The organism is Paenarthrobacter sp. YAF11_1 (assembly GCF_052113445.1).
GTDB lineage: Bacteria > Actinomycetota > Actinomycetes > Actinomycetales > Micrococcaceae > Arthrobacter.
In genome coordinates, this window is record NZ_JBFRDF010000003.1 from 51021 (window position 1) to 63815 (window position 12795).

Genomic DNA, 12795 nt, shown 5'->3' on the forward strand with positions numbered 1-12795 from the left:
TTCGATGGCTGAGGTCGGGGCAGCAGCCGTTGTTACCCAAAGTGTCCCTGCAGCCGGCTAAGCTAGTGCTCATGTCACAACGTCTACGCCTCATTGACCTTTTCGCCGGCGCAGGCGGAATGACTCAGGGCTTCAAGTCCACCAGGCGGTACGAGACTGTCGTTGCTGTCGAGCTCGACAGGTATGCTTCGGCAACTTTTGCGCAGAATCACAAAGCGGCGCGAGTCTATGCCGGGGGGATCGAGGACTGGCTGGACGGAGATCTCGTACCGGAAGCCGACGTGATCATCGGGGGGCCCCCCTGCCAGGGATTCTCGGCGCTAGGAAAGCAGGAGGTGCTCGATGAAAGGAACTTCCTATGGCGGAAGTATGCGGAGACTATCATCAAGGCCCAGCCTCGGTACTTCGTTCTTGAGAATGTGCGCCAGTTTCTGACCTCCCCTCAATTCGCTGAGCTCGAGTCGTGGACTCTGCCTGGCGGGCCGCTGCAGAACTATGAACTTCAGCCGCTCTTGCTGAACGCAGCGGATTTTGGAGCCTACCAGGCTAGGGTGCGAACAATCGTGATAGGGAGGCGTCGAGGGCTGCCAGAAGTTGCAGTGCCTGTTGAAGGACCGTTCAAGGGCAAACACCGCACCGTTGAGGACGCATTTGCCGGTGTGCGCAACGAACGTTTGATACCTAAGGTCACGTCAGTAAGTGATTTTCCAGACACGAGGACTGAAGTCGACGGGGTGACCATGCCCGGCCCGTTCACGACCCCTGAACTGCACGTGACGCGCAATTACACGGATCTTTCACTAAGGCGCTTCGCGACGATTCCCGCTGGTGGCAATCGTTTTGATATTCCCTTTGACCTTCTCGCCGATTGCTGGAAGAAGCACAAGAACGGGTCAGGCGATGTTATGGGACGCCTTCACTGGACTAAGCCTTCAGTGACGATTCGAACGGAGTTCTTCAAGCCCGAGAAGGGCCGCTACCTGCATCCTGACCCCACGGTCCACCGGGCCATCACGCATTTTGAGGCAGCACGGCTCCAGGGCTTCCCCGACACATACAAATGGATGGGGTCGAAGACCGCCATCGCCCGTCAGATCGGTAACGCTGTTCCCATTCAGTTGGCCGCTTTTTTGGGCCAACTTATCGCTGATGCGTGGGACGAATCGACGTAGCTGAGCCGACCCGACTGGGTCGTCGGTCTGAGATGTTACGAGGCGGCCATGGCAGCCATCATCATGGAGTTTGCTGACCCTTCGGCGGAAGATTGCCGACAGGCAGAGTTCTTTACCGTAAGTGTTGGACCACCAATGTGCGCACTTTTAGGAATTTCCAGGTAAATACTCGTGGTCGATAGACAAGAGATCGACGAAACAGCAAGGTGGGAGGAGTAACGAGCTGCACATCCTGACACTTTCAGTTCGGCAAATGGACTAGGCTTGTGGCGTGAACCAACCGACGCCATCAGCTGCGACTCCGAGAAACTTTCAAATCACTGTTTTAGGCCGAACTCTCGAGCATCTCGGCACTCAAATGTATAAGAGGAGGGATGTTGCAATAGCGGAGCTTGTTGCTAATGCCTGGGATGCCGGGGCGTCCGTAGTTGAGATTGCCATTCCGCTACCTTCTACCTATCAACCATCCGAGTCCAAAGTGACTGTTTTTGATGATGGTAGTGGAATGTCTGACGATGAGGTTCAAGACAATTATCTTGTCATTGGCAGAAATCGCCGGGCCTCGGGTCAAGCTTTGCCGCAAGGCCGCCGGCCGATGGGTCGCAAAGGTGTTGGTAAGCTTGCAGGATTTGGTCTGGGAAAGAAGATGTGTGTTATTACCCGCCAGAACGGATTTGAAACAGAAGTCATATTGGATGGTGAGAGCCTAACTGCCAGCAACGGTAACTCAAAGGTGCTGGACCTTCCAGGTATTGTTCGACCAATCGCAGCGGGAAGTGTCCGGACCACCGGGACGGAAATAGAACTCTCATTGCTGAAGCACAAGACTCCTCCCGACATTGACGCACTCCATCAATCGCTCGCAAGACGATTCAGTCGGTCCGTTTTAGGTTCGATGGAGATACGTATTAACAATGAAGTTCTTCGCGAACCTCTGTTGACACTTTCAAAACGCGAGCCAGTTTCGGATCTAGCAACTGAGACTTTGCCGTGTGGCAACATTATATCTTGGTGGGCGGGTTTTAGCGATAAAGTCCTCTCCGCAGAAATGCAGGGATTTACCATTCTTGTAAATGGGAAAACTGCCCAAGCTCCCGCATTCTTCTTCAATGTGGAAGCCACCGCGAGTGGCCAGCATGGTACAAAGTATCTGACTGGTGTCATCGAGGCTGACTATCTGGATGAAGGCACCGATGATGCTTCTGACCTGGTTTCCACTGATCGCCAGGACCTTGATTGGGATGCAGAAGCTACGCAGACTTTGAGGGCTTGGGGCGAGGCGACAACTAGGCGGTTGCTTAGAGAGCGACTCGGCGAGCGGGAGGACCAGGCGGAGAGGTCTGCGCTAGACAACAAGAGTCTCGCGGAACGCATAACTCGCTTGGATCCCATGTCAAAGAAGCAGGCTACGAAATTTATCCKGGCCTTGGGTCGCACCGACGCCGACGTGGAGCGGGTTCAGGAGCTGGCAAACACTATTATTCGTGCCTTCGAGTACAGGCAATTTCATGATTATATCGAAGAACTAGATAAAGTCGGCGATGACCCCGAAGGCCTCGTGGAAGCTGTCGGTTATCTACATGGGTGGCGAGTGCTCGAGAGTCGCGCCGTCCTGGAAGTAATTCAGGGCCGAATGGAAATTGTCAATAAGTTCTTCAAGATGATAGTGAATGACAGTCCTGAAACGGCATCGAAGCTTAGTGATGATAACATGCACGACTTGCTCGCGCGCTATCCATGGCTCATTAATCCCGATTGGCAAGTGCTTTCCGAAGAGAAGACCATAACCAAGCAGCTCCGCGAGTGGAATGCTGCCGACCTGCCTGAAGATGACCGGACGCGATATGACTTCCTAGCCTTGACCGGTGATGGGGAAACCATAATCATCGAAATAAAGAGGAGCGGTCATCCCGTGGACCTGGGTGACTTGCAGCAGTTGGAGAAATATGTGGAGAAACTGGGTCAGGCCCGAAGCAACATAAGTGGGGTCTTCATAACTGGGGAGTCCTATGCTGTTCGAGATGCTACTCTCAATAGTTGGAAAGATCGGGCAGACATGGAGCTTCTTACATGGTCTGAAGTGCATAAGAGAACATACAACCACTATGCACACTATGCGGCCCTTTTGAATAGTGATATAGATGATGACTCTTTTGGTCGCAAGCAGAATGAAGTTGTAGCCACGAGGTCGGTCCTGCGGACGTCGGTCCGTCGTAGTGCGGCAGAACGGGCGGCGGGCGTAGCCCCGGGTGACATCGTCGTTGATGATGCGAAAAGCCAATCCGACGCGAATTAGCAAAGGTCTATCGGCAATACCACTGGACCGCTGCAGTACGACGTCAGGAGCTTTCTCGCCAGTTCCCACCCGCCCGCGGTGACCATGCTTCCAGATCGAGAAGCTTTTGTAGTTTAGAACCGAGATTGGCAGGATGCCCGACCACCGGCTCCTCCATTAAATGAAGCTATCTGACGTTTTCCCTAGGGGTTCCCACTGGCGTCGATACCCGCAGCTGCAATATAAGCGTCGATAGCCGTGTGCGTTCGCTGGTAGAACCCCCAATCGACTCTTGTAAGACGCTGGGGAGGTCATCGCTGAAGGTGATGTCGCCGTCGTCGATTGATTCCAGGTGGCCGTACAGGTGCATGCCGCGGCGGCCGAGCTCGCGGAGGTGAATGGCGTGACCGCCGTCGCTACCCGAGAGCAGTGGGTTCGGCGCGAAGCGGGCAGCGGGGGAGGGGAGCGCTTCCCGGGTGAGGGCGTTGACGCCGAACTCGGGACCGTGCTTGCCGGTCTTGAGCAACCAGTAGATGAGGTCCTGGCTGCGGTATCTGCGGGGCGCTTCGGGGACGATTGAGACACAGAGGTGGACTTCGCGGCCGGCGGCGTGGAGTTCCTCGGCGATTTGCCCGCCTGACTGACCGGTGCCGACTATCAGCACGGCGCCTTCCGGCAATTGCTCAGGATTGCGGTACTCGTGGGTGTGAAGTTGTGTCACGCCGGCGGGGAGCATGGCGGGCAGGGCGGGGATCTTAGGGACTTGGTACGCGCCCGTCGCGAGGACCACGTTCTTGGCCCGCAGGTTTCCGAGCGATGTTTCAAGATTGAAGGCGCCTTCCGAGGCATGGGATAGCCGGGTCACGTCCACGCCCGTGTGGACCGGAGCGGCAATGAGCTCCGCGTACCGGCGGAAGAGGTTGACGACAGCAATGCGTGAGATGAACGCGTCCCGGTCGTCGCCGTCGTACGGCATGCCGGGGAGGTCCAGCGCAAGGTTGGGGGTATTCATGTAGAAGCTGTCCCAGCGGTCCTGGAAGGCGCCGCCGAGGGAATCGCGTCGTTCCAGCAGCTGATGCTCGACGCCGAATTGCGTGAGCCAGTAGCTCGTCGTGAGGCCGGCTTGGCCTGCGCCGATGATGACCGTATCGAGGGTCGGTCCCATGGGGTGAACTGTACGCTTCGGAGGCCTGTAAGGGATGGACGAAGACGGATTTCTACAGGCTGAGCACCTGAAACGGCTGCCGCTGGAACGTCCCCGATGCGAGGTCGCAGGATGCCGCGTGTGTCCAAAAGACATAGGCTTTCGGAACGTATCTAGGGGGACGATTCGCGCATGTCTACTACCAGCGTGGTTCGGCTACTCGACATCACATCGTGGGTGGTGATTGCGGGTAGCCTGTTTCTGCTCGTCAGCGGCCTATTGGACAACTTCTGGGCGACGGCGTGCCTTATAGCGACCGCCGCTCCGTCAATTGCCAGTTGGGTGATCAAGGACAGGCTCAATGCCACGACCAATGGTGACGAGCCGCGGCAGCGATAGCTAGCTGTCTGCCCGGACCGTGGGATTTGTTGACGTGGACTCCGATGCCCCGTAAAAGGCGGGCCTTGAAGGCCTGGTTTTGGGCCTGCGATCAACATCCGATGGATAAATATTTCCCAGCACTAGCTATCTGCTCAGAACTCTGTAGACTTGACGGTGTTGTTGTGTTTGGCATTTGGTAGTTCAGGCAGTCCCCACGGTCCCTCTGGATCGTGACCTTCTGAAGTAACGGTGGAGAACACCCCACACCGGAGACCCGAAAGTCGGGAGCATCTCCACCTTCAGTAAGGACTGAAAAAATGGCTACAGGTACCGTGAAATGGTTCAACTCCGAAAAGGGCTTCGGCTTCATCTCTCCTGAAGATGGCAGCCAGGACGTTTTCGCTCACTACTCTGCGATCAACTCCTCGGGCTACCGCTCCCTCGAAGAGAATCAGAAGGTTTCCTTCGACGTCGAGCAGGGCCCCAAGGGTCCCCAGGCAGTAAACATCCAGGCTATCTAGTCTTCGGATAACAAAGAAGCAGGGCCGGTCATTGACCGGCCCTGTTTTTGTTTGCCCACCCTCTAGTGTTTCGGGCTAGACGAACTTCGACATCCGCGACCAGATCGCCGTCGAGACGACGGACACCACGGCCAAGGACACTACGGACAGCAAGACTCCCAGTTCCGTCCACACCGGAAATGGCGGGCGTGGGTTAAATCCACCCCAATAGTTGAAGACGCCTTCCGCCGTGGCTGTGAGAATATTGCGGGGATCATAGGGTCCGGCGAACGGCAGCAGCAGGAGCAATGCGCCGGCGGCCAAGCAGGGGATCAGCATGCTCCTGGCTACGAGCCCAATAAAGAGTCCCAACAGACCAAATGCGACGGCTACAGCAGTGGCGAACGCGATGTGAACAACGGGGTTGCCTGCACCGGCGTCGTCGACTGGATAGATGAAGTCGCGGCGATCGCTCTGTAGGAAAAGTGCCCTCAGGATTGGCGCGGCACCCAGGCTCAGCATCGCGGTGAGGATGACCGCCGCCATCGAAACAAGGGTGATGGTGGCGACCTTCCCAGCCACATACGGCGCTGCGCCCTGCGCGACGATTCGATCCTTCAAAATCCGCCGGCGAACATCGCCTACGGCTGTTGCGCATCCATAAATGAAGAAGAGCAGCGGGATCACCAGGAATGTGATCATCTCCAACCCTGTGCCGATGGCATGAGGTCCCTCGAAAGCGCGGTCGGCGAAGTAGGCGGCTTCGTAGTCGAAGCGGAGGGGGTTGTCTACAATCCGTTGGCCACCTTGGATGACGACGGTGTTGGGTTGTTCCATGGCCGCGGCCAAGGAGTTTCCGTTGGCCAGCGCGTAGGCCTCTGTGATCTGAAGTCTCGACAATGTCGCGGTGACATTGCTGATGCTCCCAGAAAAAGCGAACACCAGTGACGCCGCCAGGCCGCCGATGGGCAAGAGCAGTGCTTTGCTCCAGAATTGATATCGCAGTTCTGTTCTCAGGGATCGCAGATACCAACTCATCGGCGAAGCGCTATTGCTTCGCCGTCGGCGCGGATTCTTCCGCGCCGGATGGTGAATGTCGTTGAGGCAAGATCCCCGTATGGGGCGTGGTCATGATCGGAAACGATGACGCATGTGGTGGCTTCAATGGACTCCAGCGCCTGCCGTAGGGCATGCCGACCGTGATCGTCGAGGCCTGAGTTCGGCTCGTCGAGCAGGATGCATGGCCGGCCAATTGCCAACGCCGATGCCAGCTTGAGCTTCTTTCGCTGCCCCAACGAGTACGAGGATGATCTTCGGCTCAACAATTCACGGCTGAGGAATGTCCTGATGATGGGATGGGTGATGGCCTGGCGGGGCGGGATATCCAGGAGTGCGCTGAGATTCTGCAGACCAGTCAGGCGCTCATGAACGGCTGAGTCGTCGAAGGCCGCAGATACGTGGTCTCGAACCGCGCTTTTGTACCAGGTTGCCTCACCACTGAAGCGGACCAGCCCCGCGAGGCACTTGAGGAGAGTGGTTTTGCCGCTTCCATTCCCACCCTGGATGACGTGGATGCCCGTCGATGGAACTACGAGGTTGACGCTATTGATGACTCGATTGCGGCCGTAGCTCTTGGATAGGTTCGTGATGCGCAGCATTGATCCTCATTTGTCCCCCCACAATGAAATGCCCGAAAACCACCGTTCACGCTTTCGGCTGCGGGTGATTGAGCAACACTCTCGACCTGGAAGCGTCCCCTTGTCAAATGCGTGGGTGACTACGGCCCCGCCTCCAGACAACCCTTGGAAACACCTGCTTAGAATCTGTGTACTAGTGCCGTTTATATGATTAGAACATATATCCACATAGCGAATTACACCCATGTAACTCTTGCTCAGCCCTCCGTAGCGTGGGAGGTAATCCACCCACAGAGCTGAGGGAGCATCCCATGGATCACCTGATTTCCGAACAGCCCCACCACCTAGACGAGTCCCGCCACCACCTAGATTTGCCCAAATCACCACCTAGATGGACCCAAAACGGCCTGTGCAAGGCCGTTTTGGCACCTAGTCCCGTTTTCTCGATCTAGCCTGCGAAGTGAGCCGCATGTCGGGCATCCACAGAAACAGAAGGTTGGGTCGAGTGTTCGATTCTGAGGTTCAGCGAATCCTCGACTTTGTCGCGCGCGGTATCGGTGTGCGGGTCGTCGGTGCTCCGGGCAGCGGAAAGACGTCCGTGGTCCGCAGTGTCATGAGCAATCTGGAAAAGACCGGAGTGGCCGTTCACTACATCACCGGACTGCGCACGCACCGCACCATCCCGTACGCGGCCATCAAAGGACTTGGCCTGGACTTGAGGCCTGGCCGCAGCGGCGTCTTCGACATCGCGGATGTGCTGACCAGCCAACTGGCCACCAACGGGAAGCACCTGCTCGTCGTCGACGACCTCCATCTGGTGGACAGCGAATCACTCGCGGTCCTGGAGGCTGTTCGGCGCCGATCGAATTGCCCGATGGTGGCCACGGCGCCCGAAACCTGGGCATTCTCGAAAGGCCAGCTGGCCATCCTCAACAACGGCCGCGAGGCACATCTGCAACTGGACCCGCTTCATTACGAGCAGGTTCACATGCTGATCGCCCAAGTCCTCGGTGCTCCGGCAGACGCAGACACCACAGCCCGGATACTCACCAAGTCCGCCGGCAACCCGCGCCTCATCGTACGGATCGCGGAGACGGCATCCCTGAGCAACCTCCTGGTCATGAAGGACAAGCAATGGGGGATGACCACCAACACCCTCTGGAACGAGCACCTGCGGGGGACACTTGAGTCTCTCCTGGCCGAGCTCAGCGCCGACGAGTTCACAGCACTGCACACCATGGCAATCCTCGGCACAGCCCGCGTGGACGTCCTGCAGAAGGTCATCAAACCCGACGCCCTGGAGGGTCTCGAACGCAGGGGATTCCTCTCCGTCATGGACGACCACCACAACGGTTCCATCGCCGCCATCAGCCCACCCGTCATCGCTGACTACTTCCGCGGCAACAAGAACCTGAGGGACCGGAAACTGCTGCGCAGAAAGATCGCCGGCGTCCTGGAGGCTGTGCCGAGAGCGGAGCAGGAGAATCAAACAACAGCAGACTGCCTCGTTCGGGTCCTGGCTACCCTGCGTCTGGAAAAGGGCGACGGCGACGCCGTCACCGCCCGCCACTTCCACGACCACAGTTCCGATCGTGAACGAATCCATTTCGAGCGATGGGAAGCCAACAAAACCGCCGCCAACGCTTCGTCCCTGCTTCGGATCTATTGGGGTGCTTCCGTGGATGTCCACCGGGCAGCTCGCGTCTGCAGGGAAACAACAACGTTCGACGCCGACCCCAAGGACGTCCTGTTTGTCACCATTACCCGGGCCATGCTCGCGGTCCACACCGGGCAAGGCCCAGGTGCCGCCGTCGAAATTCTCCAAAAGTTCGCGGACGATAACCCGCACCATGCCGCGGAAGCCGCCCACGCAATCACCTTCCTGACCGCCTCCCACGGCAGGGTCCCTGTAGACACGTCAACAAGCGTGCCCGAAAGCAAGCCGTCAGGGATGGGCGGCCTGGTCCACGGGCTGCTGGAGCTCTACCGCTTCAGGCCAGCTGCAGCCTTCGACGTCGTCGACGGTCAGAACGATGACGACGCCTTCTCCCACCTGCGGCCATTTATCCGGGGTTTCGCGCTGTTCGCAGCCGGCCGCATCGAGGAATCCCTCGTCTTCGCTCTGGACTGGCGGACCGAAGCACGCAAGAACCTGGACCAGTTCGGCGTGGTTACCAGCAGCTACATCGCTGCTCACGGACTGCTGTACCGCGGGCACTTTGAAGAAGCTGAATACCTCATGAGCAGTGTCTTCGCCATGGGTCGGCCGGGCTTCGTGGTGGACGCCCTTTACGACGCGATGTTGCGCCTCGCGGGCCTCCGCCATGCAACCACTGCCACGCCGCCGGCCCTTTCGATTGCCGCGCAAGCGCGGACTGAAGTGCCCGACGTCGGGCCTTTACCTGGCATTGGAAAGGGAGCCTATGAGCTGGTTGCCCACAACAGTGCGCAGCCATCTACGTTCGATCGCAAGGCAGCGAAACTCATCAGACGCCAGCTGAAAAGCGGCTATGTTCTGGAAGCCATGATGACGGCGCTCCTCTGCACGTGCTTGAGCCCGGGGCGTCCGGTCTTGGACCTGTTGCAGAAGATCCTGCGGGACAGTGGCGTCACGGTTCACGATCAACTCATCGGCATTGCTACCGCCGTGGTTGAAGGGGACCACCAGCTCCTTGGTCTGCTGCTGAAGCATTACGAACCGGACATCGACACCTACCAGGTGGGGATGCTTCTCCGCGGTGCACTCAAGCGGCACGTTATAGAAGGGGATACTGCCGCAGCCGACGCCATGGCTCAGGCCTCGTCCATGTTCGCGGTCCGGTTCCCATCGGCCAATGAGCAACTCTCCTTCAACTCGTTCAGGACCACGCCACTCACTGAACGGGAGATCGAGGTTGCCGTCCTGGCGGGCCATCGCACCAACGTGGAGATTGCGGAGCACCTGGGCATCAGTGCCAGGACCGTGGAAAACCACATCTCCAACGCGCTGCGCAAGACCGGCGCCACGTCCCGCAACGGACTCTTCATGCTCGTCGGGAATTCACTTCCGCCGCGAGGAGCCGGGATAAGCTGAAGCCAATTCTCCCAACGCCGGTCTCCGACGCCATGCATTGAGCCCGGTCCCTCAGCGTGAAGGGTATCAGTGAACAACTCCCCGGCTTTGGCCCGCCGACTCGGCACGTTCGATGCTTCGCTTATCGGACTAGGCTCCATGATCGGTGCTGGGGTGTTCGCAGCTTTCACCCCGGCCGCTGCCGCCGCGGGTTCCGGGCTGCTGATCGGCTTGGTAGTGGCCGCATTCGTCGCCTTCTGCAACGCGACGTCATCTGCTCAACTCGCGGCCAGATACCCGACCTCCGGCGGTACCTACGTTTACGGACGGGAACGGCTGGGACCGTGGGCCGGGTTCCTTGCCGGCTGGGGTTTCATCATTGGCAAGACCGCCAGTGCGGCTGCCATGGCGATGACCTTCGCCGCTTATGCCGCACCGCAAGGGTGGGAACGCCCGGTGGCGATTGCCGCCGTCGTACTTCTGACAGCGGTGAACTATCACGGGGTGACCCGGACAGCAGGGCTGACCCGTGTGTTGGTGATTGCCGTGCTGGCTGCCCTGGCCATTGCTATCACCGCAGTGTGGGGTGGGTCCGGCCCCGACTTTGGCAACTTTGAGGGGGAGGGGCTGCTGGCAGAGGGCTGGTACGGGATTCTGCAGTCCGCTGGGCTGTTGTTCTTCGCGTTCGCTGGGTATGCGCGGATCGCGACCATGGGCGAGGAAGTCCGTGAGCCCAAGCGCACGATTCCCCGGGCGATCAGTATTGCCTTGGGAATCACGATCGTCATCTACGCCGTCGTTGCGGTGACGCTGCTCGCGGCACTTGGCCCCGAGGGGGTTGCCGGTACGCCCACTCCGCTGGCCGATGCCGTGGGCACAGGAGCGTTGGCGCGGGCCTCGCCTGTTGTCCGTATTGGGGCTGCCGTCGCGTCGTTGGGAGCACTGTTGGCGCTGGTCGCCGGACTCGGCCGCACCAGCCTGGCGATGGCCCGCGAACACGACCTCCCGCACTGGCTCTCGGCCGTGCACCCGAAGTACAAGGTGCCGCATAGGGCCGAGGTGACTCTTGCCGTGGTGATCTGCCTGATCATTGCCGTGGCCGATCTTCGTGGGGCCATCGGCTTCTCGTCATTCGGCGTGCTGCTCTATTACTTGGTGGCGAACGTCGCTGCTTTCACCCAGCCAACCGAGGATCGTCGCTACCCGAAGTTCCTGCAGGTGGCCGGCGCGGTTGCATGCGTTGTTCTTGTGGTGACGCTGCCGCCGCTGTCCGTGGGGCTGGGTGTGCTGATGTTCGCGGTGGGTATCGCTTACAGGCTGATCCGGCTGAGGATGAGCCGCTAGACCAATGCGCGGGCCGGCCTTGGAACGAACCGGCGGATCGCAACAGCCGAGACCACAGCGATGACGCCAGTGAACAGCCACGGCGAGGCGGCCGCCGTCGACGTTTGGTCAGCAAACTCGTAAAGCGGTGCCATGGCCGTGTTGCCGATCAGCACCATGGCGCCGCCGCAACTGGCGAGGAGTCCGTAATAGGCGCCGGTTGGGCGGCCGCTGGCGAAGTCCAGGACGAGCCGCATTGCCGTCGGAGTCGCGCACATGTTGCCCAGGCACAGGCCGGTGACGAGAGCCAGCGCCGGTAGAGCCGGCAACGATGCGAGTGGTGGCTGGGTAGCGAGAACAGCGACGGCGGTGAATCCTGCGGCTTTCAAACTGAGGCCCAACGTCAGGGCGTTGCGCTCGCCGAATCGACGCATGAGCTTGGCAATGGGCCACTGGAGAGTGACCGTTAGCAACGAGGCGTACGCGAACACGAAGCCGAGTGCGCCGGCGTCGAGACCGCTGCGTCGCAGCTCCACGGGCAGGCCGAAGTACAACTGGTTGTGCGCCAGGAGGCTGACACTGAAGAAGCAGGCGAACGCCACGAATCGCTTGTCCCGCAGGCAGGCCAGGAGCTGGTGTTTGGGGACTGCCACGTCTGTTGGTTGTCCGAGGCGGTCGGCGCGTGGCAGGAACCGCCAGAAGACGAAAGCCATGACCGCGAAGATGGCTGAGGCCACGTAGAGGGAGACTTCGAAGCCGAAACCCAGGAGCAGGCTGCCGAGCAGTGGGCCCGCCACGGCTCCGAATTCGCCCACGATGACCAGCGAAGCGAAGAGGGTTGGCCGGTGTTTCCCGGATGGTTCGCGCCGTTCTTCGGCGGAGGCGACCAGGCTTTCGAGAGCGGGCGAGAACAACGCACCACCGATGCCGGTGACGATCGCGCCTGCGAGGAAGAGACTGAAATTGTCGGCCGCCGCCAACAGCAAGTAGCCACTGACCCGGACGATGCACCCAGCGACCATCGTGTAGCGGGCACCCCAGCGATCGGAGATGGCGCCGCCCACCAGGAACATCCCTTGCTGGGCGAAGGTCCGCGCTCCCAGAACGACGCCGATGGCTACTGCACTCATGGCGAAGTCGTTGGCCATGGTGAGGGCGATGAACGGCACCACAGAGTAGAACCCGATGTTGAAAATCAGCTGGCTCGAGAGCAGGAGCTTCGGGTTGGGGCTGGCTGGCCGTTCCACAGTCTGGAGGGGTGTCTGGGTGGAGGTGGTGGCGGGTTTCATGAACGGCTTTCCTTAGTGGCAG

The 12795-nt window shown here is 59.4% G+C and carries 9 protein-coding genes and 1 pseudogene; 6 read left to right on the plus strand and 4 right to left on the minus strand.

Annotated features, from left to right (window positions below):
• Nucleotides 1-71 precede the first annotated feature (71 nt).
• Together AB4Y77_RS05810 and AB4Y77_RS05815 are read left to right on the plus strand one after the other, a co-directional pair.
• Nucleotides 72-1172 carry a DNA cytosine methyltransferase gene (locus AB4Y77_RS05810; protein ID WP_442013248.1) on the plus strand — a complete coding sequence of 367 codons (1101 nt, stop codon included), beginning with the start codon at nt 72-74 and terminating at the stop codon, nt 1170-1172.
• A 271-nt stretch (nt 1173-1443) separates the two neighbouring features.
• The gene (locus AB4Y77_RS05815; protein WP_442013249.1) at nt 1444-3468 is read left to right on the plus strand and encodes an ATP-binding protein; all 2025 of its coding nucleotides are present in this window, start codon (nt 1444-1446) and stop codon (nt 3466-3468) included.
• Nucleotides 3469-3653: 185 nt separating this feature from the next.
• Here the strand turns inward: AB4Y77_RS05815 and AB4Y77_RS05820 are convergent.
• Nucleotides 3654-4612, minus strand: a pseudogene (locus tag AB4Y77_RS05820) (flavin-containing monooxygenase); the annotation flags it as partial.
• A 171-nt stretch (nt 4613-4783) separates the two neighbouring features.
• Here AB4Y77_RS05820 and AB4Y77_RS05825 point away from each other — a divergent pair.
• Together AB4Y77_RS05825 and cspE are read left to right on the plus strand one after the other, a co-directional pair.
• Nucleotides 4784-4990 carry a hypothetical protein gene (locus AB4Y77_RS05825; RefSeq protein WP_442013250.1) on the plus strand — a complete coding sequence of 69 codons (207 nt, stop codon included), beginning with the start codon at nt 4784-4786 and terminating at the stop codon, nt 4988-4990.
• Between the two features lie 299 nt (nt 4991-5289).
• A complete protein-coding gene (gene cspE / locus AB4Y77_RS05830; protein WP_011773907.1) occupies nt 5290-5493 on the plus strand; it encodes a transcription antiterminator/RNA stability regulator CspE in 204 nt (67 codons plus the stop codon).
• A 75-nt stretch (nt 5494-5568) separates the two neighbouring features.
• Here the strand turns inward: cspE and AB4Y77_RS05835 are convergent, their stop codons facing one another.
• Complete coding sequence (locus AB4Y77_RS05835; protein WP_442013251.1) at nt 5569-6444, minus strand: hypothetical protein; 876 nt, start codon at nt 6442-6444, stop codon at nt 5569-5571.
• A gap of 62 nt (nt 6445-6506) precedes the next feature.
• On the minus strand, nt 6507-7130 hold the full coding sequence (locus AB4Y77_RS05840; protein WP_442013252.1) for an ATP-binding cassette domain-containing protein: 624 nt from the start codon (nt 7128-7130) through the stop codon (nt 6507-6509).
• 484 nt (nt 7131-7614) lie between these two features.
• Between AB4Y77_RS05840 and AB4Y77_RS05845 the strand changes: the two genes are divergently transcribed.
• Both AB4Y77_RS05845 and AB4Y77_RS05850 read left to right on the plus strand, forming a co-directional pair.
• Nucleotides 7615-10182, plus strand: a complete 2568-nt coding sequence (locus tag AB4Y77_RS05845; protein ID WP_442013253.1) for a LuxR C-terminal-related transcriptional regulator — start codon at nt 7615-7617, stop codon at nt 10180-10182.
• Nucleotides 10183-10251: 69 nt separating this feature from the next.
• Nucleotides 10252-11505, plus strand: a complete 1254-nt coding sequence (locus tag AB4Y77_RS05850; RefSeq protein WP_442013254.1) for an APC family permease — start codon at nt 10252-10254, stop codon at nt 11503-11505.
• On the opposite strand, the gene AB4Y77_RS05855 is transcribed toward AB4Y77_RS05850, so the two are convergent.
• A complete protein-coding gene (locus AB4Y77_RS05855; protein WP_442013255.1) occupies nt 11502-12773 on the minus strand; it encodes an MFS transporter in 1272 nt (423 codons plus the stop codon). The two genes, AB4Y77_RS05850 and AB4Y77_RS05855, sit on opposite strands and share 4 nt — an antisense overlap.
• Nucleotides 12774-12795: the final 22 nt, after the last annotated feature.